Origin of the sequence: Variovorax sp. J22G73, assembly GCF_030317035.1 — a bacterium.
In the GTDB taxonomy this organism is placed as follows: Bacteria; Pseudomonadota; Gammaproteobacteria; order Burkholderiales; family Burkholderiaceae_C; genus Variovorax.
Genome location: NZ_JASZYK010000001.1, coordinates 947,855 through 973,731 on the forward strand (window position 1 = coordinate 947,855; position 25,877 = coordinate 973,731).

At 66.8% G+C, this 25,877-nt stretch carries 25 protein-coding genes; 3 read left to right on the forward strand and 22 right to left on the reverse strand.

Annotated features, from left to right (window positions below; all coding sequences use genetic code 11):
• Positions 1-13 precede the first annotated feature (13 nt).
• From QTI51_RS04415 to QTI51_RS04430, 4 genes are all read right to left on the reverse strand, one after another.
• Complete coding sequence (locus tag QTI51_RS04415) at positions 14-631, reverse strand: 3'-5' exonuclease (protein WP_286512649.1); 618 nt, start codon at positions 629-631, stop codon at positions 14-16.
• Positions 628-1,134, reverse strand: coding sequence for a TfoX/Sxy family protein (locus tag QTI51_RS04420; RefSeq protein WP_116908027.1), 507 nt, complete (start codon positions 1,132-1,134; stop codon positions 628-630). The genes QTI51_RS04415 and QTI51_RS04420 overlap by 4 nt, the downstream gene beginning before the upstream one ends.
• An 88-nt stretch (positions 1,135-1,222) precedes the next feature.
• Positions 1,223-1,717 carry a GNAT family N-acetyltransferase gene (locus QTI51_RS04425; protein WP_286512646.1) on the reverse strand — a complete coding sequence of 165 codons (495 nt, stop codon included), beginning with the start codon at positions 1,715-1,717 and terminating at the stop codon, positions 1,223-1,225.
• Between the two features lie 109 nt (positions 1,718-1,826).
• Positions 1,827-2,669 (reverse strand): NAD(P)-dependent oxidoreductase, encoded by an 843-nt coding sequence (locus tag QTI51_RS04430; protein WP_116908536.1) that lies wholly within the window; start codon positions 2,667-2,669, stop codon positions 1,827-1,829.
• A gap of 94 nt (positions 2,670-2,763) precedes the next feature.
• Between QTI51_RS04430 and QTI51_RS04435 the strand changes: the two genes are divergently transcribed.
• Positions 2,764-3,720, forward strand: coding sequence for a LysR family transcriptional regulator (locus QTI51_RS04435; RefSeq protein WP_207786637.1), 957 nt, complete (start codon positions 2,764-2,766; stop codon positions 3,718-3,720).
• A gap of 19 nt (positions 3,721-3,739) precedes the next feature.
• Here the strand turns inward: QTI51_RS04435 and fghA are convergent, their stop codons facing one another.
• From fghA to QTI51_RS04465, 6 genes are all read right to left on the reverse strand, one after another.
• Complete coding sequence (gene fghA, locus QTI51_RS04440; protein ID WP_116908535.1) at positions 3,740-4,627, reverse strand: S-formylglutathione hydrolase; 888 nt, start codon at positions 4,625-4,627, stop codon at positions 3,740-3,742.
• A gap of 8 nt (positions 4,628-4,635) precedes the next feature.
• Positions 4,636-5,559: an alpha/beta fold hydrolase gene (locus QTI51_RS04445; protein WP_286512640.1), complete on the reverse strand. Its 924-nt coding sequence runs from the start codon at positions 5,557-5,559 to the stop codon at positions 4,636-4,638.
• A gap of 130 nt (positions 5,560-5,689) precedes the next feature.
• On the reverse strand, positions 5,690-6,808 hold the full coding sequence (locus QTI51_RS04450; RefSeq protein ID WP_116908024.1) for an S-(hydroxymethyl)glutathione dehydrogenase/class III alcohol dehydrogenase: 1,119 nt from the start codon (positions 6,806-6,808) through the stop codon (positions 5,690-5,692).
• A gap of 40 nt (positions 6,809-6,848) precedes the next feature.
• The gene (locus QTI51_RS04455) at positions 6,849-7,565 is read right to left on the reverse strand and encodes a glutathione S-transferase family protein (protein WP_116908023.1); all 717 of its coding nucleotides are present in this window, start codon (positions 7,563-7,565) and stop codon (positions 6,849-6,851) included.
• Positions 7,562-8,413, reverse strand: coding sequence for an aromatic ring-hydroxylating oxygenase subunit alpha (locus tag QTI51_RS04460; protein WP_116908022.1), 852 nt, complete (start codon positions 8,411-8,413; stop codon positions 7,562-7,564). The genes QTI51_RS04455 and QTI51_RS04460 overlap by 4 nt, the downstream gene beginning before the upstream one ends.
• A 13-nt stretch (positions 8,414-8,426) precedes the next feature.
• Positions 8,427-9,095 (reverse strand): Rieske 2Fe-2S domain-containing protein, encoded by a 669-nt coding sequence (locus tag QTI51_RS04465; protein WP_116908021.1) that lies wholly within the window; start codon positions 9,093-9,095, stop codon positions 8,427-8,429.
• A gap of 189 nt (positions 9,096-9,284) precedes the next feature.
• Between QTI51_RS04465 and QTI51_RS04470 the strand changes: the two genes are divergently transcribed.
• Entirely contained in the window at positions 9,285-10,256 is a 972-nt protein-coding gene (locus QTI51_RS04470) for a LysR family transcriptional regulator (RefSeq protein ID WP_116908020.1), read from the forward strand.
• 47 nt (positions 10,257-10,303) lie between these two features.
• Complete coding sequence (gene aroQ, locus QTI51_RS04475; protein WP_116908019.1) at positions 10,304-10,744, forward strand: type II 3-dehydroquinate dehydratase; 441 nt, start codon at positions 10,304-10,306, stop codon at positions 10,742-10,744.
• A gap of 42 nt (positions 10,745-10,786) precedes the next feature.
• Here aroQ and QTI51_RS04480 read toward each other — a convergent pair whose 3' ends face one another.
• The 12 genes from QTI51_RS04480 to QTI51_RS04535 all read right to left on the reverse strand — a co-directional run bounded on the left by QTI51_RS04480 (position 10,787) and on the right by QTI51_RS04535 (position 25,831).
• Positions 10,787-12,364: a SpoVR family protein gene (locus QTI51_RS04480; protein ID WP_286512636.1), complete on the reverse strand. Its 1,578-nt coding sequence runs from the start codon at positions 12,362-12,364 to the stop codon at positions 10,787-10,789.
• A complete protein-coding gene (locus QTI51_RS04485; protein WP_116908018.1) occupies positions 12,361-13,653 on the reverse strand; it encodes a YeaH/YhbH family protein in 1,293 nt (430 codons plus the stop codon). The genes QTI51_RS04480 and QTI51_RS04485 overlap by 4 nt, the downstream gene beginning before the upstream one ends.
• Before the next feature lie 143 nt (positions 13,654-13,796).
• The gene (locus QTI51_RS04490) at positions 13,797-15,719 is read right to left on the reverse strand and encodes a PrkA family serine protein kinase (protein WP_116908017.1); all 1,923 of its coding nucleotides are present in this window, start codon (positions 15,717-15,719) and stop codon (positions 13,797-13,799) included.
• A 782-nt stretch (positions 15,720-16,501) separates the two neighbouring features.
• Complete coding sequence (dnaJ, locus tag QTI51_RS04495; protein ID WP_116908016.1) at positions 16,502-17,647, reverse strand: molecular chaperone DnaJ; 1,146 nt, start codon at positions 17,645-17,647, stop codon at positions 16,502-16,504.
• Between the two features lie 110 nt (positions 17,648-17,757).
• A complete protein-coding gene (dnaK, locus tag QTI51_RS04500; RefSeq protein WP_116908015.1) occupies positions 17,758-19,695 on the reverse strand; it encodes a molecular chaperone DnaK in 1,938 nt (645 codons plus the stop codon).
• 127 nt (positions 19,696-19,822) lie between these two features.
• The gene (gene grpE, locus QTI51_RS04505; protein WP_116908014.1) at positions 19,823-20,395 is read right to left on the reverse strand and encodes a nucleotide exchange factor GrpE; all 573 of its coding nucleotides are present in this window, start codon (positions 20,393-20,395) and stop codon (positions 19,823-19,825) included.
• 163 nt (positions 20,396-20,558) lie between these two features.
• Positions 20,559-20,909: an FKBP-type peptidyl-prolyl cis-trans isomerase gene (locus QTI51_RS04510; protein WP_116908013.1), complete on the reverse strand. Its 351-nt coding sequence runs from the start codon at positions 20,907-20,909 to the stop codon at positions 20,559-20,561.
• An 86-nt stretch (positions 20,910-20,995) separates the two neighbouring features.
• Positions 20,996-21,466, reverse strand: coding sequence for a winged helix-turn-helix transcriptional regulator (locus QTI51_RS04515; RefSeq protein WP_286512630.1), 471 nt, complete (start codon positions 21,464-21,466; stop codon positions 20,996-20,998).
• A 241-nt stretch (positions 21,467-21,707) separates the two neighbouring features.
• A complete protein-coding gene (gene asd, locus QTI51_RS04520; RefSeq protein ID WP_116908012.1) occupies positions 21,708-22,559 on the reverse strand; it encodes an archaetidylserine decarboxylase in 852 nt (283 codons plus the stop codon).
• Between the two features lie 136 nt (positions 22,560-22,695).
• Complete coding sequence (locus QTI51_RS04525; protein ID WP_116908011.1) at positions 22,696-23,703, reverse strand: Bug family tripartite tricarboxylate transporter substrate binding protein; 1,008 nt, start codon at positions 23,701-23,703, stop codon at positions 22,696-22,698.
• Positions 23,704-23,768: 65 nt separating this feature from the next.
• Positions 23,769-24,839: a lactonase family protein gene (locus QTI51_RS04530; protein WP_116908010.1), complete on the reverse strand. Its 1,071-nt coding sequence runs from the start codon at positions 24,837-24,839 to the stop codon at positions 23,769-23,771.
• Between the two features lie 11 nt (positions 24,840-24,850).
• A complete protein-coding gene (locus tag QTI51_RS04535) occupies positions 24,851-25,831 on the reverse strand; it encodes a Bug family tripartite tricarboxylate transporter substrate binding protein (RefSeq protein ID WP_116908009.1) in 981 nt (326 codons plus the stop codon).
• Positions 25,832-25,877 lie beyond the last annotated feature (46 nt).

Consider the following 25,877-nt stretch of genomic DNA (forward strand, 5'->3'; position numbering starts at 1 on the left):
GGGCGCTTCGGTTTCAGTTGCGTGCGAACAGCGCGTCGTACACGCGGATCGACGCATAGGCGTCGTTCGCGGCGTAGCGGATCTGCGCCTCGGTGAGCTGCTTGTTGGCCCAGTTCGAGGTGGTCGCCTTGCGCGACTTGATGAAGCGCCGCTCGAACACCAGCGCCACCGCCGCCTTCACGCCCACCGACTTGCGGTAGCCGCGGCGGCGGAACTCGTTGTCGATGTCGAACACCGCGCCCGGCTCGATGCCCAGCCGGTTGCGAATGAGCGTGAGGTCGCCCGACAGGCCGAAGCCCACCTTGCGCAGCTCGGCGGAGGCGATCAGCGCGGCCACCACCGGGTTGCAGTCGGTGCGGTGCAGCTGGAAGAGCCAGGCCGTGTCGCGCGTCGAAAACTGCACCACGTGCGGGCCGCCCGACACCTCGTTCTTCGCGAAGGTGGGCTTGGATTCGGTGTCGAAGCCCGCAATGCCGGCCGCCAGCAGCGTGGCGGCGGCGCGCTCGGCGTCCGCCAGCGTCTGCACGACCACGATGTCTCGCAGGCCGAGGCCGTCGAAGGGTTCGAGCAGCGCGATCTGTTCGCGCTCGGGCAGCGGCGGGAGATGTGGGAGAGAGGCGTTGTCGTTCACCGGGCGCTGGCTTTCGCTGTTTTCTTCGCTGCTTTTTTCGTTGCGTTCTTCACTGAGGCTTTCTTTGCGGGTGTCTTGACGGGTGCTTTCCTGGCCGCCGCCTTTTTGGCTGGTACCTTCCTGGCCGGCACCTTTTTGGCCGGCGACTTTCTGGCAGCGGATGGCTTTCTCGGCTTGGGCGGCTGGCCTGAACGCAGCGCGGCTTCGTACGCGCGCCGGCCCCACAGCGCGGCCTCTTCACGGTCTTCGAACAGGTCCGCCGGGGCTTGCCGGTACGACAGCGGCGTCTCCTGGCCCTGGCGCATGTACGTGAAGGGCGGCAGGTTCTGCCGGTCGAAGTGCGGCGCGCTTTCGACGTCGGACTTCAGGTAGAGCGTGTCGCCCTGCACGATGGCGATCATGCGGCCCTCGTGGAAGATGCCGTGCCCGCCGAACATGCGGCGCGGCGCGATGCGCCCGAAGCGCTCGAAGATCTCGTGCAGGCTGTCGACGAAGGCGCTCATGAAGTGGTCTCGATGCGGTGGCCGTTCCGAAGGGCGATGGGCTCGGTGCGCACGCTGGCGGGATGGTGGCTGGAAAGAGGGGGGCGGCTCAGCCCACGCGCCACGGCGGGCGCGAGGGCGACCAATGGTAGGCGATGCGTTCGCGCCCGCTGGTGGGGTGGCGATCGACGGTGCCGCGCTCGAGGCCGTAGCGCTCGTAGAAGCGCTGCGCCGATGTGTTGGTCACCGCCACGTGCAGCCGCCACCCGGTGGGAATGCGCACGCAGGCCTCGTCCAGCAGCGCCTTCCCCAGCCCCTGGCTGCGCAGGTGCGGCTCGACGAAGAGCTGCGCCACGTACTCGCGCCGGCCCAGCAGCACCATGAAGGCCAGCACCTGGCCCTCGCGCTCGGCCAGCACCACGTCGGCGGGCGGGCCGAATTCGGTCTGCACGCGGTGCAGCCAGTGGGCGATGGGCTCGATGGTGGCGGCCCCGCGGTTGGCCGAGGTCCAGGCGCGGCGCCAGATGCCGGCCAGCACCATGTTTTCTTCGGGACCGCCTTCGCGCGATCGCAGTTGAAAGGCGGGGATCTGGGCGGCGGACATGCGAACCATGATACGGCCCGAGCACAGCGCGGTGAACACCCGATGCGAACGTTTCCCTCGGCTTCCCTTGGCTTGCCCTCCGGCGTTTTTCCTGAACTTTCTTTGTCGTTCAGGCCTGCCCGAACGCCGACCAGTCCTTGCCGCCCAGCCCCTGCGCGATGGCCGCGTGCATGCGCTGCTGCACGATGCGCGCGGCGGGCAGCACCACCTGCCTGGCCTCGCCCGCGTCGAGCGCGAGGTTCACGTCCTTCAGCCCCAGCGTGAGCTTGAAGCCGGGCTCGTAGTCGCCCGTGGCGATGCGCTTGCCGTAGCGCTGGTAGCTGGGGCTCGCGAACAGCGTGTTGGTCACGATGTCGATGAAGTCCGCGCCCCGCAACCCGTACGACTCGCCCAGCGCCACGGCCTCCGACAGGGCCTGGATGGCCTGCGCGATCATCATGTTGCCGGCGATCTTGGCCACGTTGGCGCGCAGCGGGTCTTCGCCGAGCGGCCACACGCGCCGGCTCATCGCGTCGAGCAGCGGGCGCACCGTGGCCAGCGCCTGTTCCGGCCCCGCGGCCATGATGTTGAGCTGCCCCGCGGCGGCCACGGCCGGCACGCCGAACACCGGCGCCGCAACGTAGGCCACGCCCGCCTCCTCGTGCAGCGCCGCCAGTTCGCCGGACAGCGCGGGCGAGATGGTGGCCATCATCACGTGCACGCAGCCGGGCCGCGCCGAGCGCAGCGCGCCCGAATCGACGATCACGCCGCGCACGGCCGCGTCGTCGGCCAGCATCGTGAGCACCACTTCGTGCTGGAAGGCCGCGGCCGGGGCGTCGAGCAGCGTCATGCCCTCCAGCGCCTCGGCGGGCGCCGGGTTGCGGTTCCACACCGCCACCCGGTGGCCCGCCGCGACCAGGTTCGGCACCATGGCCGCGCCCATGCTTCCGATGCCGATGAATGCTGTGTCCATTGAGTCGATCTCCACGTTGAAAGCCGGCCAGTCTGCCGGCCCGCGCGGCGTGGCGGAAGTACGCGCCGCCGCAAAAGCGCTATACGCTCGGCGCATGGAAAAGAACACGGCCGCCGCCGACCGCATCGAGCTGATGCAGACCTTCGTGCGCATCGTGGAGGCGGGCAGCCTGTCGGCCGCCGCCGCGCAGATCGGCGCCACGCAGCCCACCGTGAGCCGCCGGCTGCAGGCGCTGGAACGCTCGCTGGGCGTGAAGCTGCTGCAGCGCTCCACGCACGCCATGAACCTCACCGAGGACGGCGAGCGCTGCTACGAGCGCGCCAAGGACATGGTCGCCAACTGGAACGCGCTGCAGTCCGACCTGCGCGGCACGCAGGAAGACCCCGAGGGCACGCTGCGCGTGCTGGTGCCGCATGCCTTCGGCCAGCAGCAGTTGCTGGGGCCGCTCGCCAGCTTCCTGCGCGGCCACCCGCGCGTGCGGGTGGAGTGGATGCTGCGCGACGGCACGCCGAACTTCATTGCCGAGAACATCGACTGCGCCATCCAGGTGGGCGAGGTGACCGACCCGTCGGTGGTGGCGATCAAGCTGGCGGACGTGCCGCGCATCGTGGTGGCGGCACCGTCGGTGCTGGGCGGCTCGCCAGTGAAGGGCGGCTTGCCGGTACCGGACCATGTCGAGGCGCTGGCCGCATTGCCGTGGATTGCGCTGAGCATGTACTACCGCAACGAGATCACGCTCACGCATTCGGTCACGGGGGCGTCGCGCGCCATCGGCATTCGAACGCAGCTCACCACCGACAGCCTCTACGCGCTGCGCACCGCGGCGCTGATGGGGTTGGGCGTGTGCGCGGCATCGGCCTGGGCGGTGCACGACGACATTGCGCGCGGCGAGCTGGTGCACCTGCTGCCCGAGTGGTGCGCCGCGCCCTTGCCGATGTACTTGGTCTATCCGCCGGCGCGTTTCTATCCGGTGCGCCTGCGGCGCTTCCTGGACGCGGTGCGCGAGGCCATGCCCGAGACCATCGGCGCGCGTGGGCTGCTCAGGCCCTGAACCTCCGAGCCCGGCCTGTTCAGGCCCTGAGGGTCTGCGCGTGGTGCGCGATGTGGTCCGCCATGAAGCTCTGGATGAAGTAGTAGCCGTGGTCGTAGCCCGCATGCCGGCGCAGCGTGAGCGGCTGGCCGGCGGCGAAGCAGGCGGCCTCGAAGGCCTCGGGGTGCAGCTGCTCGGCCAGGAACTTGTCGTCCAGCCCCTGGTCGACGAGGATGCCCTGCGGGTAGGGCGCGGCCACCTGCGATTTCATGAGCGCGCTGGCGTCGTGCGCCAGCCATTGCGCGCGGTCGGCGCCCGGCTCGCCCAGGTAGCCGGCGAAAGCCTTCTCGCCCCACGGGCACTGCGTGGGCGCGCAGATGGGCGCAAAGGCCGACAGCGACCTGAAGCGCCCCGGATGCCGCAGCGCCAGCGTGAGCGCGCCGTGCCCGCCCATCGAGTGGCCGAAGATGCCGATGCGTTCGCCGTCGATGGCAAAATGCTGCGCCACCAGCGGCAGCAGCTCGTGCACGATCCAGCTTTCCATGCGCCAGTGCGTGGCCCAGGGCCCGGCCAGCGCGTCGAGGTAGAAGCCGGCGCCGATGCCGAAGTCCCAGCTGTCCTTGGCGCCCGGCAGGCTTTCGACCGTGGCGCCGCGCGGGCTGGTGTCGGGCGCGATCAGCGCAATGCCCAGGCTCGCGGCCATGCGCTGCGCGCCGGCCTTGGTCGCGAAGGTTTCCTCGTTGCAGGTGAGCCCCGCGAGGTAGAGCAGGGCGGGCACGCGTTCGGGGTTGCTCTTCAGCGCCTGCGGCGGCAGGTAGACCGAGAAGCGCATCGGCAGGCCGATTTCATGCGACGCGTGCTCGTGAAAGCTCTGCACGCCGCCGAAGGCGTGGTGCGCGGAAAGGGTCTTGGGGGTGTTGTCGGTCATGGGGTCCGTCATGAGGTCTTTTTTTCGCGCAGGGCGGGCACCAGTTCGAGCACCGCGTCGGCGAAGGTGCGCGGCGCTTCCTGCGGCATGTTGTGGCCCACGCCGGGCACCAGCCGGTGCGAGCGCGGCCCGCTGAAGCGGTGGGCATGCGCCGACGGCTCGGCCGGTGGGCGCACGCCGTCGTCGATGCCGTCGAAGGTGATGGTGGGCACGCCGATGGCGGGCTGGGCCGCCAGGCGGCGCTCGATGTCGGCATAGGCAGGGTCGCCGGGCGCCAGGCCGAAGCGGTGGCGGTACGACTGGATCACCACGTCCACGAAGTCGGGGTGGTCGAAGGCGGCGGCGCTGCGCTCGAAGGTGGCGTCGTCGAACTTCCACGTGGGCGACCACAGCTTCCACAGCAGCCGGGTGATGCCCTTGCGGTCCTTGGCCAGGCCGGCGCGGCCGCGCTCGCTGTGAAAGTAGTACTGGTACCAGAGGCTGTGCTCGTTCTCGGCCGTGTCGGGCTCCATCGCCTTGGCGATGTTCTGGATGTTGTAGCTGTTGAAAGAGACCAGCCCCGCCACCCGCTCCGTCCACAGCGCCGCGACCACGCAGGCCGCGCGGCCGCCCCAGTCGTAGCCGGCGAGCACGGCGCGTTCGATGTTCAGTGCGTCGAGCAGCGCCAGCAGGTCGGCGCCCAGCGCGGCCTGTTCGCCCGAGCGCGGCGTGGCGTCGCTCAGGAAGCGCGTGGCGCCGTAGCCGCGCAGGTACGGCACGATCACCCGGCAGCCCTGCGCGGCGAGCAGGGGCGCCACTTCCGCGTAGGTATGGATGTCGTACGGAAAGCCGTGCATCAGCAGCACCGGCGGGCCGTCGGCGGGGCCGGCCTCGAAGTACGCGACTTCGAGCACACCGGCCTCGATCTTGTGCAAGGGTTCCATCTTTTGCATCACCGACTCACCTCCGAAGAGCACGTGGGAGTTATTCCAGGAACACCGCGGAACCGGCTTTGCCGGGCCGCTGGTGTTGCCCCCTGCAAGGGGGTTGGAGAAGCGACACGAAGTGCGCGAAGCCTGGGGGTTAGTAAATGACCACGCCGCGAATGGACTCGCCGCGCTTCATCAGGTCGAAGCCCTTGTTGATGTCTTCCAGCGGCATGGTGTGCGTGATCAGGTCGTCGATGTTGATCTTGTTTTCCATGTACCAGTCGACGATCTTCGGCACGTCGGTGCGGCCGCGCGCGCCGCCGAAGGCCGAGCCTTCCCACTTGCGGCCGGTGACCAGCTGGAACGGCCGCGTGCTGATTTCCGCACCCGCCTCGGCCACGCCGATGATGATGCTGCGGCCCCAGCCCTTGTGCGTGCACTCGAGCGCCTGGCGCATCACCTTCGTGTTGCCGATGCACTCGAAGCTGTAGTCGGCGCCGCCGTCGGTCAGCTGCACGATGGCATCGACGATGTTGCCGCCGGCCGCCTCGATGTCCTTCGGGTTGATGAAGTGCGTCATGCCGAACTTGCGGGCCATGGCTTCGCGCTCGGGGTTCAGGTCGACGCCGATGATCTTGTCCGCGCCCACCATCTTGGCGCCCTGGATCACGTTCAGGCCGATGCCGCCCAGGCCGAACACGACCACGTTGGCGCCTGCCTCGACCTTGGCCGTGAAGATCACCGCGCCGATGCCGGTGGTCACGCCGCAGCCGATGTAGCAGACCTTGTCGAAGGGTGCGTCCTCGCGGATCTTGGCCAGCGAGATCTCGGGCGCGACCGTGTAGTTGCTGAAGGTGCTGGTGCCCATGTAGTGGAAGATGGGCTTGCCGTCGAGGCTGAAGCGGCTGGTGGCGTCGGGCATCAGGCCCTTGCCCTGCGTGCCGCGGATGAGCTGGCACAGGTTGGTCTTGCGGCTCAGGCAGAACTTGCACTGGCGGCACTCGGGCGTGTACAGCGGAATGACGTGGTCGCCTTTCTTGAGCGTGGTCACGCCGGGGCCCACGTCGACCACGATGCCCGCGCCTTCATGGCCCAGGATGGCGGGGAAGATGCCTTCGGGGTCGGCGCCCGAGAGCGTGTAGTAGTCGGTGTGGCAGATGCCGGTGGCCTTGATTTCCACCAGCACTTCGCCGAACTTCGGACCTTCGAGGTCCACGGTTTCGATGGTGAGCGGTTCTCCGGATTTCCAGGCGACGGCAGCTTTGGTTTTCATGGTGTTGGGGTTCTTCAGAAAGCGGGAGGGATGAGGATTCTCAGGCAGGGCCAGCAGGGAAGATACCCGACATGCCGATGAACCCCGGCACGTGGCGGAAATTCCAGACCCAGTTTCGCAGTGCGGGAAATTCGTCGAGCGAAATGCCGCCCTCGCCGGCCAGCGCGACGTAGGGAAAGCAGGCCAGGTCGGCAATGGTGGGGTCGCCGGACGAGGCCAGCCAGCGCATGCCCGTGCCGGCTTGCCCGGCATGCCCGGCATGCTCTGCCCGTTCGGCTTGTCCCGCCTGTTCCGACTGTTCCGCCTGTTCCGACTGTTCCGCCAGATGGTCGTCGAGCACGCGGAACACCTCGCGCGCGCCGCGGCGGCAGGCCTCGATGTCCAGGTGGTGGTAGCCCAGCGCGTCGTGCAGCCGCGCGGCCGACGCGGTGCGGGTGATGTCGTCGGCCGTGGCCAGCCACATGGCGACCTGGCCGCGCAGCTTCGGGTCGTCCGGATACCAGCGGCGCTGCGTGTCGTAGCGGCTCGCCAGGTAGACCAGGATGGCCTGCGCATCGCGCAGCACGAAGCCGTCGTCATCGAGCACCGGCAACTGGCCCAGCGGGTTGAGGTTCGCCAGGAAGGCGGCTGACTTGTGTTCGCGGCCCGGAAAAAAATCGACCGGCACCGTCTGGTAGTCGATGCCGAGCCACGCCAGCATCTGCCGCACCTTGAAGCAGTTGCCCGAGAGCGGGTAGTCGTACAGCTTCATCGTCATGCCCCGGTCTCCGAGTGTTTCACGCCGAAGCGCATGCCGCGCTCGCGCAGCCAGCGCCGGTACGTGACCGACGAGGTGTCGCCGCGCGTGGGCGTTTCGGCGCGGCCTTCGAGCGGCATGCGCTTGAAGGCGTGGTTCTCCAGTATGGGTTTGTCCTGCCCGAAGATGGTGTGCTGGAAGGCGATGAGCGCGGCGCCGCTGGAGTCGTCGTCGTAGCAGGCCAGCACCGTGTGGGCGACGACATGCTCGTCGTCCACCGGCTGCAGGAACAGGCCGATGGCGTCGAGCGCGCCCTCGCGAAAGCTCGACTTGTAGAGCATGGCCGAGAAGGGCTGCATCACGCGGTACTTGTAGAGCACCTCGCTGCCGGTGTCGTGCGCGGCCGAGGCGCGCGGCTGCCAGAAGCGGCAGTCGGTGGCCCAGATCTCGCCTGTGGCGGGCTCTATGGCCACCTGGTACCGCGCGACCTCGGTGTGCGGCACCTTGCCGAGGTAGTCGGCGTGCACGAAGGGGAAGTGCGCCATGTCCAGGAAGTTCTCGATCACGCGCAGGCCCGACACCGCCACGCCGATGCCGCCGCAGTCGATGGTGCGGCGCCCGGGTTCGCTGTATTCGGGAAAGTCGAACAACGCGCGCGCCGGCCGGCCGCTGGGGCAGGCCCAGAGGTAGCCGTAGCGCGATTGCACGGCCAGCGGCTGCTCGCCGACGCGGCAGTGCGGCGTGCCGTCGCCATCGGTCCACAGCCGCACGGTTTCGCCGAGCAGGCGGGTGGTGCGCGGCACCGTGGTGGCGGGCCCGAGAACGAGCCAGTCGTCGAGCATGTTGGGGTCGTCGGTTACGAAGGGCATGGGCGGGCTTTCTTTAGCCGAGGGCTTCGATGTCGCCGCGCAGGGTGCGCGCGGCGGTGTGCAGGGTCGCCATTGCGGCGCTGCCGTTGAGGGCGTCGCTCCACAGGTGGACGAAGGTGAGGGCGGGTTGCGCGTCGAGCACCAGCGCGACGGTGTCGACGCCGTCGAGCCGGCCGCGCCAGCCGCCGGAGTCCGCGTTGCTTGCAAAGCCGCGTTGCAGCAGTGCGTCACGCACGGCGGCGGCCGGTGCGCGCACGGTCAGCGTGCGGCAGAAGTGCCAGCCGGCGGGCACGGCATCGGCCAATGCCGGCGGCGCGGCTGTGTCGGGCGACAGCGCGACCCACAGCATGCCCGCGGCCTCCGCGATGGGGAAGGTCTTCGCGCACACGTTGCGCGGCGCCTGCATGGCCGGGTGGGCCGGAATGCGCGTGCACTGCCCGCTGCCCGCTTCGTACTCCCAGCCGTGGTACGCGCAGGCCAGCCGGTTCTCGATGACCTGGCCCAGCGTGAAGCGCACGCTGCGGTGCGGGCATCGGTTTTCCCAGGCCTGGGCGCTGCCGTCGGCGGCGCGCCAGAGCGCGAGCTCCTGGCCCTGGGCGAAGCCGGCGACGATGTTGGCGCCCGGGCGCAGGTCGGCGGCGCGGGCAACGGGGTGCCAGGGGTTGGTGTCGTGTGTGTTCATTCGTCGTGAGGGTGCGGAAGCTGGCAGGGCTGCAGGGCATTCGTATGAGATGCCGGTGATACCGTACCGCTTCCGCCCCACCGAAGAAAGCCACATGAAGAGACGCATCTTTTCATTCCTGAAACGCTCGCCCGTGTCCGGTGCGCTGTCCGTACCTTCTGCACAGGCCGCACGAGCTGCAAGAGCCGAATGAGCCGCATCGATCTCGCGCTGGTCGAGGCCTTCGTGCTGGTCGCCCGAAGCGGCAGCCTCACCAGGGCCGAAAGCCTCTCGGGCACGTCGAAGGCCACGCTGAGCCGCCAGCTCGTGCGGCTCGAAGAGCTGCTGGGCGCGCAACTGCTGCTGCGCAGCCCGCGCCGCATGGCGCTCACCGAGGCCGGCCGCGCCTTCCTGCTGCGCGCCGAAGGCCTGCTCGACGAGGTCACGGGCCGGCTCGAAGCGGCGAGCACCGAGGTCCACGAGCTGACGACCGGCGTGTCGGGCCGGCTCTCGCTGCTGTCCGACACGCAGTTCAGCACCTCCTTCGTCTGCCATGTGGTCAAGCTGTTTCTCGCGTCGCACCCCGATGTGCGCTGCCAGCTCGACGTGGCCAGCGGCTTTCATGCGCCGCGCGTGGACGATGTCGACTGCTACGTGTGCGCCGAGCCGCCCGATGCGCCCAACCTGGTGGCCAAGCTGCTGGGCCGGCTGAACTACGGGCTGTACGCGAGCCCGCAGTACCTGGCGCGCCACGGTATGCCGGGTTCGCCCGAAGAACTGTCGCGGCACCAGTCCATCGTGATGAAGGAGCCTTCGTCGACCCGCGCGCAGGTGCTGCTGGTGTCTGGCGCGTCGAGCTTCGCCTTCGGCCCCGAGCCGGCGTTCGAGACCAACGACCACTGGGTCATGAAAACTTTCTGCATCGACGGCCTGGGCATCGCGCTGCTGCCGGCCTTCTTCGTGCGGCCCGAGGTCGAGCAGGGCGTGCTCGTGCCGGTGCTGCCGCAGTGGCAGCCCGAGCCGCGCCGCATCTACTGCGCCTACCAGCGCCAGCGCTACATGGGCCAGAAGCTGCGCGCCTTCGTCGACCTGATGGCGCGCTGCGTGGTGGACATCGACTCTTACAACTACTACGTCGGCTCGTCGGCCGGCAAGCGTCGCCGGACGGCCGCAAGACCATAATTGGCGCCCCCGGCCCCGGCCTTCCACCCACTGTCCACCCGTTCATCATGAAGAAAATCCTCGTCCTCAACGGCCCCAACCTCAACCTGCTCGGCACGCGCGAGCCCGAACAGTACGGACGCGACACGCTGGCCGACGTGGAGCGGCTGTGCAAGGAAACCGGCGCGAAGCACGGCGTGGAAATCGAATGCCGCCAGTCGAACCACGAAGGCGTGCTGATCGACTGGATCCAGGAGGCCGGCCGCGAAGTGGCGGTGGGCAACATGCTGGGCGTGGTGATGAACCCGGGCGCCTACACCCACACCTCCATCGCGCTGCACGACGCCATCAAGGGCGCGAGCGTGCCGGTGATCGAGCTGCACATCTCCAACGTGCACGCGCGCGAGGAGTTCCGCCACCACTCGTACATCTCGCCCGCGGCGCGCGGCATCATCGTGGGGCTGGGCGTGAAGGGCTACACCCTCGCCATCGCGGCGCTGGTGCCGTGATGCCCTGATGCCGTTGACGGCTCGCTAGCCTCGCAGGTCTCTTTAGTACTGCTGCTTGGGCGCCGTGGCTTTCCAGCTGCGGCTCACGCGCCCGGCGTTGTCGATGCTCTCCAGGTGCACGTCGAAGCCCCAGAGCCGCGCGACGTGCTTCAGCACTTCTTCGGCACCGTCGTGCAGCGGCAGGTTGTTGCGCTGCGTGTGGCGCAGCGTGAGCGAACGGTCGCCGCGCGTGGCCACGTTCCACACCTGGATGTCGGGCTCGCGGCTGCTGATGTCGTACTGGCGTGACAGCGATTCGCGCAGCGCCTGGTAGCCGCTGTCGTCGTGGATGGCCGACACCTGCAGCTCCGACTCGCTCTGGAAATCGCGAATGGCGAACAGCCTGAAGTCGCGCATGGTCTTGGGGCTCAGGAACTGGCCGATGAAGCTCTCGTCCTTGAAGTTGCGCATGGCGTAGTCCAGCGTCTTCAGCCAGTCGGAACCCGCGAAGTCGGGGAACCAGCGGCGGTCTTCTTCGGTGGGCTTCTCGCAGATGCGGCGCAGCTCGGTGAACATCGCGAAGCCCAGCGCATAGGGGTTGATGCCGCTGTAGGCGCGGTGCCCCACGGGCGGCTGGTAGATGACGCCCGTGTGCGAGCTCAGCCACTCCATCATGAAACCGTCGGCCAGCTGCCCGCGGTCGTACATGGTGTTGAGCAGCGTGTAGTGCCAGAAGGTGGCCCAGCCTTCGTTCATGACCTGCGTCTGGCGCTGCGGGTAGAAATACTGCGCGATCTTGCGCACGATGCGCACCACCTCGCGCTGCCACGGCTCGAGCAGCGCGGCGTTCTTCTCGATGAAGTACAGCAGGTTTTCTTGCGGCTCCGACGGAAAGCGGCGCGCGGCATCGGATTCGGCCGCCTGCTCGCTGCGCCGCGGCAGCGTGCGCCACAGGTCGTTCACTTGCTGCTGCATATGGCGCTCGCGCTCGGCGCGCTGCGCGCTTTCCTGCGCCAGCGAGCGCTTCTGCGGGCGGCGGTAGCGGTCCACGCCGTAGTTCATCAGCGCGTGGCAGGAGTCGAGCAATTCTTCGACCGCATCGAGCCCGTGGCGCTCCTCGCACTCGGCGATGTAGTGCCGCGCATAGACCAGGTAGTCGATGATCGACGACGCATCGGTCCACATGCGAAACAGGTAGTTGCCCTTGAAGAAGCTGTTGTGCCCGTAAGCCGCGTGCGCGATCACCAGGGCCTGCATGGCCATGGTGTTTTCTTCCATGAGGTAGGCAATGCACGGATCGGAGTTGATGACGATCTCGTACGCCAGCCCCATGTGGCCGCGCTTGTAGTTCTTCTCGGTGGAGATGAACTGCTTGCCGTACGACCAGTGCCTGTAGATCATGGGCATGCCCACGCTGGCGTAGGCGTCCATCATCTGCTCGGCGGTGATCACCTCGAGCTGGTTGGGGTACACGTCCAGGCCGTAGCCGCGCGCGGTCTTCGCGATTTCGGCGTGGTAGGCCTCGATGAGGTCGAAGGTCCAGTCCGACGGGCTGGGCAGCCGCTCCAGCCGGGGCAGGGTGGAGGCGGGCGGGGGCGCGCGAAGAACCTTGGCCGTGGTGCCTGAAATGACGGAGCTCATGACGTGACCCCTTCCTTCTTGAACAGGTCGCGGAAAACCGGATAGATGTCCTGCGCGTCCGACACCTTGCGCATGGCGAAGTTGGGCTGCACGCCCTCGAGCTGCGCGTACTCCTGCCACAGGTTCTGCTCGGTCTCGGCCACCTGCACGTAGGCGTAGTAGCGCACCATGGGGAGGATGTCGTTGACCAGCAGCTCGCGGCAGCGCCCGCTGTCCTGGTGCCAGTTGTCGCCGTCGCTGGCCTGCGCGCCGTACACGTTCCACTCGCCGCTGGGGTAGCGCGCCTTGATGATCTCGTCCATCAGCACCAGCGCGCTGGACACCACGGTGCCGCCGGTCTCGGTGGCGTGGAAGAACTCTTCCTCGGTCACTTCCTGCGCCTGCGTGTGGTGGCGCAGGAACACCAGCTCGATGGTCTCGTAGTGCCGCGTGAGAAACATGTACAGCAGCATGAAGAAGCGCTTGGCCATGTCCTTGCGCGCCTCGTCCATGGAGCCCGAGACGTCCATCAGGCAGAACATGACGGCCTTCGCGCTGGGCACCGGCGTCTTCACGCGGTTGCGGTAGCGCAGGTCGATGGGGTCGATGTAGGGCACGTGCCGCATGGTGCGGCGCAGCTCCGCGATGCGCTCCTCGGTTTCGCGGATCTCGGTCTGGATGAAGGCCTGCGCCGCCTGCGGATGCTGCTGCAGGTGGAGCAGGTGCGCCTCCAGCCGCTTGAGCTCCCTGCGCGGCTCGCCGCCCAGCGCAATGCGCCGGGCCAGCGCGCCGCGCATGGAGCGCACCACGTGCAGGTTGTTGGGCGAGCCGTCGCTGGTGAAGCCGGCGCGGTGGCTCTTCCACTCGGGCACGTCGGCGATCTGCGTGCGAATGAGGTGCGGCAGTGCCAGGTCGTCGAAGAACACGCGCATGAATTCTTCGCGCGTGAGGCGGAAGACGAAGTCGTCCTCGCCCTCGCCGCTGTCGCTCGCCTCGCCGCTGCCCGAGCCACCGCCGCCCCCGCCTTCGGGGCGCTTGATGCGGTCGCCCTTCAGGTACTCCTGGTTGCCCGGGTGCACATACTCGCGGTCGCCGCCACGGGCATGGCCGAACACGGGTTCGGACACATCGTGGCGCGGCAGGGTCACGTCTTCGCCTTGCTCCAGCTCGCGGATGTTGCGCCCGCTCACCGCGCGCCGCACCGCCTCCTGGATCTGCCCCTTGTAGCGCCGGAGAAAGCGCTCGCGGTTGCCAATGGACTTGTTCTTGCCCGAAAGCCGGCGGTCGATGATCTGCTGCAGGATGGCCACGGTGTCTGCTCCCTTAGTGACTTATCAGGCTGCGTTCCTTCGTGAAACGCCGCGGAACCGGCTTTGCCGGGCCGCTGGCGTTGCCCCCTGCAAGGGGGTTGGAGAAGCGACACGAAGTGCGCGAAGCCTGGGGGTGTGCCATATCACGAACTCTTGCGCACCCGCAGGTACCACTCGCAGAGCAAGCGCACCTGCTTGGCGGTGTAGCCCTTCTCGACCATTCGCGTGACGAAGTCCTCGTGCTTCTTCTGCTCGTCGGCGCTGCTCTTGGTGTTGAAGCTGATCACGGGCAGCAGCTCTTCGGTGTTGGAGAACATCTTCTTCTCGATCACCGAGCGCAGCTTCTCGTAGCTGGTCCAGGCCGGGTTGCGCCCGCTGTTGCCGGCACGCGCCCGCAGCACGAAGTTGACGATCTCGTTGCGGAAGTCCTTCGGGTTGCCGATGCCCGCGGGCCGCTCGATCTTCTCGAGCTCGCCGTTGAGCGACGCGCGGTCGAACACCTCGCCGGTGTCCACGTCGCGGAACTCCTGGTCCTGGATCCAGTAGTCGGCGTAGGTCACGTAGCGGTCGAAGATGTTCTGGCCGTACTCGCTGTAGCTCTCCAGGTAGGCGGTCTGGATCTCCTTGCCGATGAACTCGGCGTAGCGCGGCGCCAGCAGCTCCTTGATGTAGCTGATGTACTTCTGCTCGACCTCGGGGGCGAACTGCTCGCGCTCGATCTGCTGCTCGAGCACGTACATCAGGTGCACCGGGTTCGCGGCCACTTCGGAGCTGTCGAAGTTGAAGACCTTCGAAATGATCTTGAACGCGAAGCGGGTCGAAACCCCGCTCATGCCCTCGTCGACGCCCGCGTAGTCGCGGTACTCCTGGATCGACTTGGCCTTGGGGTCGGTGTCCTTCAGGCTTTCGCCGTCGTACACCTGCATCTTGCTGAAGGTGCTGGAGTTCTCCGGCTCCTTCAGCCGCGTGAGCACCGAGAGCTGGGCCATCATGCGCAGCGTGCCGGGGGCGCAGGGCGCCTGCGCCAGCGACGAGTTGCGCACCAGCTTCTCGTAGATCTTGATTTCTTCCGAGGCGCGCAGGCAGTAGGGCACCTTGACGATGTAGATCCGGTCGAGGAAAGCCTCGTTGTTCTTGTTGTTGCGAAAGGCCTTCCACTCGCTCTCGTTGCTGTGCGCCAGCACGATGCCGTCGAAGGGGATGGCGCCGAAGCCTTCGGTGCCCTTGAAGTTGCCTTCCTGCGTGGCCGTGAGCAGCGGGTGCAGCACCTTGATGGGCGCCTTGAACATTTCCACGAACTCCAGCAGCCCCTGGTTGGCCAGGCACAGGCCGCCGGAGTAGGCGTAGGCGTCGGGGTCGTCCTGGGCGTAGGTTTCGAGCTTGCGGATGTCGACCTTGCCGACCAGCGAGGAGATGTCCTGGTTGTTCTCGTCGCCCGGCTCGGTCTTGGCCACCGCGATCTGGCGCAGCACCGACGGGAAGCGCTTGACGATCTTGAACTGGCGGATGTCGCCGCCGTACTCCTCCAGGCGCTTGACGGCCCAGGGCGAGAGAATTCGGTTCAGGTAGCGGCGCGGGATGCCGTATTCCTTTTCAAGGATCTCGCCGTCTTCGGTCGTGTCGAACAGCCCGAGGGGCGATTCATTGACCGGCGAGCCCTGGATGGCGTAGAAAGGAACGTGCTCCATGAGCTGCTTGAGCCGCTCGGCGATCGAACTCTTGCCGCCGCCCACCGGGCCCAGCAGGTAAAGGATTTGCTTCTTTTCTTCCAGCCCCTGCGCGGCGTGGCGGAAATAGGACACCACCTGTTCTATGGCTTCTTCCATGCCATAGAACTCCTTGAACGCCGGATAGATCTTGATGACCTTGTTGGCGAAGATCCGCGAAAGACGGGGGTCGTTGCGGGTATCCACCAGTTCGGGTTCGCCAATGGCCTTGAGCATGCGCTCGGAGGCGGTGGCATACGCCGTGGGGTCGCGCTTGCAGGTGTCCAGGTAGTCCTGCAGCGAGATGACTTCCTCGCGGGTGCGCTCGTAGCGGGCGGCAAAGTTGCTGATCACATCCATGGTCACGCCTCCATCAAGTCAATGGGCTTTTGGCCCGATAGCGTGCAGCAAAGGCGATGCGCAACATTTAAAGGTTGTGCCTGCCCGTGGCTGCATGCCGCGGAAAACTCCCCTTACACAATCTGCTTAACAACCAGCATAAAGCAAAGATTGAACCTGGCAAATCATTTGTTAAATCAGAACCCCATCGCCGAGTAAAGTTCCTCGAAAAATGCGGAACGGATTTTCAAATTTCGGCTAAATTCAAAAGCTCGCTTTCTTAATTCTCCCCGGGTGAAACACCTATGGCGAATGGCCATCGTCCATATTCCTGTTTTCTCCGGTAAAGCACCGCCTATTGAGCCTCGGGGCTCAATAAAACGGGGCGTCTTCCTCAATAACGCGCGATCTGCCGTTTGGTTTATTGCTCGTTGAAAAAAATATAAAAGCAATCCTCGCGCCACTTCTGTATGAGCGGCTTCCGCTTGTACGCGTGGGAACGCGACGCGGATGCGGGTCGGCGTGGTCCGAGACGGTGCGGCAAACGCCGTGCTGGTGCCGTGCGCCGGCTTCTTGCGGCTCGATGCACCACGTTGAAGCAACGGACATGAAAAAGGGCCGCGGAGCGGCCCTGAGGGGAGGAGGGTGCGGCCACCCGAGATGAGGTCTCAGGTGTTACATGCCGCAGGAGAAGTGGCGTGCGATGCAGCACCGGGGTGCCGCAAGGCATGGAAAGCAGCGCGTTCGCCCCGCTGCTGCACGCCTTTGGTGCTGGCGGGCCTCCAAGCCCGCCGCGCACCGACTCAGCTGAAGAATTCCTTCGCCTTGTCGAACCAGCCCTTGTCGGTCGGGCTGTGCTTTTCGCCGCCCTTCTTCAGCGACTCGTCCAGCTCCTTGAGCACCTTGCGCTGGTGCTCGGTGAGCTTCACCGGCGTTTCCACGCGCACGTGGCAGTACAGGTCGCCCGGGTAGCTGGAGTTCACGCCCTTGATGCCCTTGCCGCGCAGGCGGAACTGCTTGCCACTTTGCGTGCCCTCGGGAATGTCGATGGCCGCCGCGCCCTTGAGCGTGGGCACGTTGATCTCGCCGCCCAGCGCCGCCGTGGTCATGCTCACCGGCACCACGCAGTGCAGGTTGTCGCCGTCGCGCTCGAAGATGTCGTGCTTCTTCAGCCGGATCTCGATGTACAGGTCGCCCGGCGGGCCGCCGTTAACGCCGGGCTCGCCGCTGCCGGTGACGCGCATGCGCTGGCCGTCGTCGATGCCGGCGCGAATCTTCACTTCGAGCGTCTTGTTGCGCTTGATCTTGCCCTGGCCATGGCACACGGTGCAGGGCTCGGGAATGATCTTGCCGCTGCCGTGGCAGGTGGGGCAGGTCTGCTGCACGCTGAAGAAGCCCTGGCGCATCTGCACCGCGCCCGCGCCGTGGCAGGTGGTGCAGGTGATGGGCTTGGTGCCGGGCTTGGCGCCCGAGCCGTGGCAGGTGTCGCACTCGTCCCAGGTGGGAATGCGGATCTCGGTGGTCTTGCCCTCGGCGGCTTCCTCCAGCGTGATTTCCATCGCGTAGCTCAGGTCGCTGCCGCGGAACACCTGGCGGCCGCTGCTGGTGCGTCCGCCCCGGCCACCACCGCCGCCGAACACGTCGCCGAAGATGTCGCCGAAGGCTTCCGCGAAGCCGCCGAAGCCTTCCGCGCCCGGGCCGCCGCGCATGTTGGGGTCGACGCCGGCATGGCCGTACTGGTCGTAGGCCGCGCGCTTCTGCCCGTCGGACAGCATTTCGTAGGCTTCCTTCACCTCCTTGAACTTGGCCTCGGCGTCCTTGCTGGTGTCGCCGTGGTTGCGGTCGGGGTGGTGCTTCATCGCGAGCTTGCGATAAGCCTTCTTGATTTCTTCCTCGCTCGCGTTCTTGGGGACGCCGAGGGTTTCGTAATAGTCGCGTTTGGTGGCCATGGCAGGTCGCTCAACAGGTCAGGGAAGCAGCAGGAAAAACGGATAACTCGGAAGCAAGAAAGGCTGGAGCACCTTTTCAGGTGTTCCAGCCTCGTGCAAGCGGCTGAAGATCAGCCCTTCTTGACTTCCTTGACTTCGGCGTCGACCACGTTGTCGTCGGCCTGCGCATGCGCAGCAGCTTCCGCGCCAGCCGGGCCGCTGGCGGCCGAGGCGCCGGCCGCGGCCTGCGATTCGGCATACATCTTCTCGCCGAGCTTCTGGCTGGCCGTCATCAGCGTGTTGGTCTTGTCCTCGATGGCGGACTTGTCTTCACCCTTGAGGGCTTCTTCCAGGTCCTTGATCGCGGCTTCGATCGCGTCTTTTTCAGCGGCTTCCAGGCTGGCACCGTGCTCGCCCAGCGACTTCTTCACGCTGTGCACCATGGCTTCGCCCTGGTTGCGGGCCTGCACGATCTCGAGCTTCTTCTTGTCGTCTTCGGCGTTGAGCTCGGCGTCCTTCACCATCTTCTGGATCTCGTCTTCGCTCAAGCCCGAGTTCGCCTTGATGGTGATCTTGTTTTCCTTGCCCGTGCCCTTGTCCTTGGCGCCCACGTGCAGGATGCCGTTGGCGTCGATGTCGAAGCTCACTTCGATCTGCGGCGTGCCGCGCGATGCCGGCGGAATGCCTTCGAGGTTGAACTCGCCCAGCGCCTTGTTGCCCGAGGCGATGTCGCGTTCGCCCTGGAACACCTTGATGGTCACGGCCGGCTGGTTGTCTTCGGCGGTCGAGAAGGTCTGCGCGAACTTCGTCGGGATCGTGGTGTTCTTCGTGATCATCTTGGTCATCACGCCGCCCATGGTCTCGATGCCCAGCGACAGCGGGGTCACGTCCAGCAGCAGCACGTCCTTGCGGTCGCCAGAGAGCACTTGCCCTTGAATGGCGGCGCCGACGGCCACGGCTTCGTCGGGGTTCACGTCCTTGCGCGGTTCCTTGCCGAAGAAGGCCTTCACCTTTTCCTGCACCTTGGGCATGCGGGTCATGCCGCCGACCAGGATCACGTCGTTGATGTCGCTCACGCTGATGCCGGCGTCCTTGATGGCCAGGCGGCAGGGGGCGATGGTGCGCTCGACCAGCTCGTCGACCAGGCTTTCCAGCTTGGCGCGGGTGAGCTTGATGTTCAGGTGCTTCGGACCCGACGCATCGGCCGTGATGTACGGCAGGTTGATGTCGGTCTGCGCGCTGTTCGACAGCTCGATCTTGGCCTTTTCAGCGGCTTCCTTCAGGCGTTGCAGGGCCAGCACGTCCTTGCTCAGGTCGACGCCTTGTTCCTTTTTGAACTCGGCAATGATGTAGTCGATGATGCGCTGGTCGAAGTCTTCGCCGCCCAGGAAGGTGTCGCCGTTGGTCGACAGCACTTCGAACTGCTTCTCGCCGTCCACGTCGGCAATTTCGATGATCGACACGTCGAAGGTGCCGCCACCCAGGTCATACACGGCGATCTTGCGGTCGGCCTTGTCCTGCTTGTCCAGGCCGAAGGCCAGGGCCGCGGCGGTGGGCTCGTTGATGATGCGCTTGACGTCGAGGCCCGCGATGCGGCCGGCGTCCTTGGTGGCCTGGCGCTGGGCGTCGTTGAAGTAGGCCGGCACCGTGATCACGGCTTCGGTCACGGTTTCGCCGAGGTAGTCTTCGGCGGTCTTCTTCATCTTGCGCAGGATGTCGGCGCTGACCTGTTGCGGGGCCATCTTCTTGCCGCGCACTTCGACCCATGCGTCGCCGTTGTCGGCCTTGGCGATGGTGTAGGGCATCAGGTCGATGTCCTTCTGCACTTCCTTTTCGCCGAACTTGCGCCCGATCAGGCGCTTGATCGCGTAGAGCGTGTTCTTCGGGTTGGTGACGGCCTGGCGCTTGGCCGAGGCACCGACCAGCACTTCACCGTCTTCCTGGTACGCGACGATCGACGGCGTGGTGCGCGCACCTTCCGAGTTCTCGATCACACGCGTGGTGTTGCCTTCCATGATCGACACGCACGAGTTGGTGGTGCCGAGGTCGATGCCGATGATCTTTGCCATGTTCTGTACTCCTGAAAGCCTGAAAAATATGTTGTTATGAACTTGTGGATAACCCGTCGCGATTCAAGTGGACGATGCGGGGATTTCCTGTGGGAATCTTGTGTGCGCGGTTCGCGTCTTTGCGTGATTACTTGGGTGCGCTGACCGTCACCAGCGCCGGGCGCAGCACGCGCTCGTTGATGGTGTAGCCCTTCTGGAGCACGGTGACCACGGTGTTGGGTTCCTGGTCGGCGGGCACCACCGAGATGGCCTGGTGCTGGTGCGGGTCGAACTTGGTGCCGGCGGCGGGCGCCACTTCGATCACCTTGTTGCGTTCGAGCGCGCTCTTCAGCTGGCGCAGCGTGGCTTCGGCGCCTTCGCGGATCTGCTCGGGGGTGGCGTCCTTGATGGCCAGGCCGGCTTCCAGGCTGTCGGTCACGGGCAGCAGGCTTTCGGCGAAGGCCTCGACGGCGAACTTGCGGGCCTTGGTGATCTCGTCGTCGGCGCGGCGGCGGGCGTTCTGCACGTCGGCCTGGGCGCGCAGGTACTGGTCGGCGAGTTCGGTGTTCTTGGCCTGAAGGGCAGCCAGTTCGCCTTGGGCCTGTGCCAGGGCGGCGAGGGCATCGGCTTCGTTGGCGGCTTGCGCGGCCTCCAGTTCTTCGGGGCTGGGCTCGCCTTGCAGCATTTGCGAATTCTGTGCGGATTGTTGCGGGTCAGTCATTTTTCAAAGAACCGGCGTGAGCCGGAAAAACAAACGATAGCCAGCCACTTGGGGCTGGCCCAGGGCATTTCAAGCGAAGAAATGCGCTGAAAAGGCCCGTTTCAGGGCCGGTTGGACATGAAAAAGGCCCGGAATCGGGCCTTTCAAGCCGTTTTGCGCAAACTCAGTGGGCGTCAAGCAGCTCAACGTCGAACTTCAGCGTGGCGTTCGGGGGAATCACGCCGCCGGCGCCGCGGGCGCCATAGCCCAGGGCTGCCGGGATGATCAGGGTGCGCTTGCCACCGATCTTCATGCCGGCCACGCCTTCGTCCCAGCCCTTGATGACCTGGCCGGCGCCCAGCGAGAACGCGAACGGGTCGTTGCGGTCGCGGCTGGAGTCGAACTTGGCGCCTTGCACGCCGTCGTTGTAGAGCCAGCCGGTGTAGTGCACATGCACGTGCTGGCCGGCCTTGGCTTCGGAACCGGTGCCGACTTCGGTGTCTTCGTATTGCAGGCCGGAGGGGGTGGTAGGCATGGGAAACGCTCCTTGCGTCGATGGGTGTGAAATTGAATCGAAGGCGCGGAGTTTACCGAGGCCGGGCGGCGCCGGCCTGTCGTCGGTCAGCGGGTGCCGGTGTCGTCGGTGGGCGGCGCGGGTGTGGGAGCAGGCGCCGCCGTGGTGGCGGGAGGCTCGGTTGCGGCGGGCGCGGTCGGCGCGGTTGGCGCAGTGGTCCCGGGAGCTGTAGCTGGCGCAGCGGCGGTAGCTGCTGGAACGACCGGCGCCGCCGCCTTCTTGAGCTGCCCGAGCTGCCACTTGCCGGCGAAGGCCTGCAGGTCGGACAGCCGCTTGAGCAGGTCTTGCCCGCTGAGCGTGAGGCTGTAGCCGTCGCTGCCGTGGCCGACGATTCCGGCCTCGCGCAGTTCCTTGATGCGGGTGTTCAGCGTGTTGGGAGTGATGCCGCCCACGCTGTCCTGCAGCAGGCGAAAGGTCTGGGCATGGCCGTCGCGCAGGGCCCAGAGCACGCGCAGCGCGTAGCGGGCTTCGAGCAGGGCGAGCAGCTGGCTGACGGCAGCGTTTTCCTTGGTACTCATCGACATCATCTCCTCGAAGCTGGGCGAGCCACCGGGCCTCGCGTTCTTGTGGTTGGGGCTGGACCGTTTCTGACCGTCTAGGGCCGTCTCGTCGGCCGGCGACTATATCGCAAAGGAAGAGGATGCTACTAGTTTTATAGCTGTCGGCGCATGCTGCATGCGGGTTGTGAGACAAAGCCTCACAAATTGGTGTCACAAAACGGTGTCACGAACGGCGTGATGAACCGCACTCGCAGACCGGTCAAACGCCGGCGTAGTTGGCCATGGCCTCGCCCAGGCGGATCGCGCGGCCCGGCGACCATTCCGGGTTGAACGCCACGGGCGGCTTGGGGAACAGCATGACGACGGTGGAGCCGAGCAAGAAACGGCCCATCTCGTCGCCCTTGCGGATGTCGATCTGCTGGTCGTTGTAGCTCCACTCGCGCAGCTCGCCCACGCGCGGCGGGTTGACCACGCCGTGCCACACCGTGGCCATGCTGCCCACGATGGTGGCGCCCACCAGCACCAGCACGAAGGGGCCCTGCGCCGACTCGAACACGCACACCACGCGCTCGTTGCGGGCGAACAGGCCGGGCACGCCGCGTGCCGTGGTCGGGTTCACCGAGAACAGGTCGCCCGGCACGTGGATCATGCGCACCAGCCGCCCGTCGCAGGGCATGTGGATGCGGTGGTAGTCCTTGGGGCTCAGGTACAGCGTGGCGAAGCTGCCGTGCGCGAACTTGGCGGCCAGCGTGGCGTCGCCGCCCACCAGCGCCGTGGTCGTGTAGTTGTGGCCCTTGGCCTGGAAGATCTGGTCGCCCTCGATGGGGCCGAACTGGCTGATCGCGCCGTCCACCGGGCACACCAGGTCGGCCTGCGCCAGCGGGCGGGCGCCGGGCTTGAGCGCGCGCGTGAAGAACTGGTTGAAGCTCTTGTAGTACTCGACGTCCGACTCCAGCGCCTCGCCCATGTTCACGTCGTACTTGGCCACGAAGCGCCGGATGATCCACGTCGTGACAGCCCCCCGCTCCTTGCCCGCGACCCAGCCGGCGAAATTGGTCAGTGCCTGTTTCGGGAACAGGTATTGGGGCAGTACGGCGGAGCGGTCGGACACGTGGGGAGGGCCTGGAATTGGAGTTGGAATCGGGGTCGGGAGGGGCATTCTATAAAGCGCTCCCGCGCCGGGGCGTAGGAAGCTTCCCTTGGTTTCCCGGCCCCGCCGCCGCTTCGGGCGCGCCGCGCGCCCGAAGCTAGTCGGCCTTGATGCCCGCTGCCTTGATGACCTGTGCCCACTTGTCCACCTCGGTCTTCTGGAACGCGGCGATCTGCGTGGTGCTGAGGTCGGTCGGCTCCATGCCGAAGCCCTTGAGCTTGTCCTGCATCTCGGGCGTCGCCAGGATCTTGCGGATCTCGGTGTGCAGCTTGTCGACCACCGGCGCCGGCGTGCCCGCGGGCACGAAGATGGCCTGCCACGACACCACCTCGAAGTCCTGCAGCCCCGGCACGCCCGACTCGGCCACCGTGGGCACGTCGGGCATCGAGGCCAGGCGCTTCGACGACGTGACCGCAATGGCGCGCAGCTTGCCGCTCTGGATGTGCGGGCCCGCCACCACGGTGGTGTCGAACATCATGTCGACCTGCCCGCCGATCGCGTCCTGGATGGCCGGGCCGCTGCCCTTGTAGGGAATGTGCGTGAACTTCACGCCCGACTTGAAGGCCAGCAGCTCCAGCGCCAGGTGCTGCGAGGTGCCCGTGCCGGCCGAGGCCGACGAGAGCCCGCCCGGCTTGGCCTTGCTGGCCGCGATCACGTCCTTCAGCGTCTTGTAGGGGCTCGACTGGCTCACCACCAGCACCACCGGGTTGGTGCCGATGAGCGTTACCGGGGCAAACGACTTGATCGGGTCGTAGCCGATCTTCGGGTACAGGCTCACGTTGATGGCGTGCGAGCTGATGGTGCCGCCCACCAGCGTGAAGCCGTCCGGCGCGGCGCGCGCGCCCACCTCGGAGCCCACGCTGCCGCCGGCGCCGCCCTTGTTGTCGATGATCACGCTGGTGCCCAGCACCGGGCCCAGCTTCTGCGCGATCAGGCGGCCCAGCACGTCGGTGGTGCCGCCGGCCGGAAAGGGCACGAGGTAGGTGATGGCCTTGCCCGTGGGCCAACTGTTGCTGCCCTGCGCGAAGGCGGCGGGAAGCCCGGCGGTGAACGCGGAGCCGAGCGAAGCGGCGAGGGCGGTGCGAATGAGGGTGCGGCGTTGCATGTCAATGTCTCCTTATGGTTTTGGGTGGTGGCGCCGTGAAGCATCAGGGTGAGGGGCCGACCCCGTCACGGCACGTCGACGATCTCGATCCAGTTCGGGTTCTTGCCAACGTCCAGGTGCTGCGGCTTGCCCAGCGCGCCGGTGTCGGGGTCGATGGCATACAGAGAGATGCCGTTCGACTCCTGCCCCGCGGCGATCAGGTAGCGCCCGGTCGCGTCGATGGCGAAACCGCGCGGCCCCTTCTCGGTCGGCGTGAAGCCCAGCGGCTGCAGCTGCCCCGTGGCGGCATCGACCTTGAAGGCCGACAGCGTGCTCGACGTGCGCTCCGACGCATACAGGTAGCGCCCGTCGGGCGTCAGGTGCAGGTCGGCCGCCCAGGGCTTGCCGGTGAAGCCGGCGGGCAGGGTGGTGGTGCTCTGCGCGAGCTTCAGCGTGCCGCGCGCGGCGTCCCAGGCGTACACGTGCAGCCCCGCGTCGAGTTCGTCGAGCAGGTAGAGGTAACGCTGCGCCTTGTCCCACACGAAGTGGCGCGGGCCCGACTTGGCGGCGGTGGCGGTCAGCGGCGGGTCGTTGGGCGACAGCAGCCCCTTCTGCGCGTCGAAGCGCCAGCTGGAGACGTTGTCCGCGCCCAGGCTGGTCGCGAGCACGAACCGGTTGCTGGCGTCCGCGTGAATGGCGTGCGCGTTCGGCCCGGTCTGGATCAGCTGGTGGATGGGGCCGACCGTGCCGTCCTTGCCCACCGCGTTCACCGTGATCTTCCCGCCCTGGTACGAGGCCGCGAACAGCCACTGGCCGCTCGCGTCCAGGTCGATGTTGGCCATGCTGTCGGCCAGCGGCGCCTCGCCGAGCTTCTGCAGCTTGCCGCTGGCGCCGTCGATGGACAGCGCCGTCACGCGAAACGGCTGCGAGCGCAGCGCGGCGTACAGCACGCGCCTGTCGCGGCTCACCACCATCGGCATCACCGTGCCGCCGACGTTCAGCGTCTGCACGGGCTTGAGCGCGCCCTGCGCGCGGTCGAGCTCCAGCACCGAGATTTCCTGGCTGTCCGCGTTCGACACGTACACCCAGGTTGCGGCGAGCGCCGGGGCCGGCGCGGCCGCGGCCAGCCACAGCAGCGATGCGATGGTCGTCTTCATCGCTGCGTCGCTCAGGGCTTGATGCCCAGTTTGGTGATCAGTGCCTTGAAGTAGTCGTTGTCCTTGGCCAGCGTTTCCTTGAAGGCGGCGCCGTCGGTGTACACGTAGCCCAGGTTCTGCTTGTCCATCACCTCGCGCAGCAGCGGCTCCTTGGCCGTCTTGGCGGCGATGTCGCGCAGCTTGGCCATCACTTCGGGCGGCGTGTTCTTCGGCGCGCCGAGGCCGCGCCAGGTGCCGATGGAAATGTCGATGCCGCGCTCCTTGGCGGTGGGCACCTTGTCGAAGGCGGCCATGCGCTTGTCGGCCATCAGCACCAGCATCTTCAGCTTGCCGGCCTGCACGTAGGTCGACACCTCGGCCGGGCTCACGGCCACCGCGTCGACGTGGCCGCCGAGCAGCGCCAGCACGGCCGGGCCCGCGCCCTGGAACGGAATGTGGTTGAACTTGGCGCCGGTCTTGTCTTCGAGCGCCGAGGCCGCCAGGTGCCAGATGGAGCCGGTGCCCGAGTTGCCCACGCCCATTTCGCCGGGCTTCTTCTTGGCCGCGGCCAGGAATTCCTCGATGGTGTTGTAGGGCGAGTCGGCCTTCACCGTGATGGCGGCCGGGTCGGCGTTGAGCTGCGCGATCGGCTGGAAGTCGTCGTAGTTGAACTTGGCCAGGCCCAGGTGCGGCAGCGTGAGCAGCTCCACCGTGAGCACCGCCAGCTTGTAGCCATCGGGGCGCGAATGGATCACCTCGTTCCAGCCGATGGCGCCGCCCGCGCCGGGGCGGTTCACGATGACGATGCTTTCAGACATGTGCTTGCGGCTCGCGTCGGCGAAGGCGCGGGCCAGCGCGTCGGTGCCGCCGCCGGGCTGGTAGGGCACGATCAGCTCGACCGTGTGGTTCGGGTAGTCGTTGCCGGCGGCCTGGGCGGCGGGTGCCGCGAGGCCGAAGGCGATGCAGGCCGCGCCGGTGAGGGCCGCGAACTTGCGCAGGAATTTCGTCGTCATCTTCTTTGTCTCCGTTGTTGATCTTTGAAAGCTGAAAGCAGCGGCA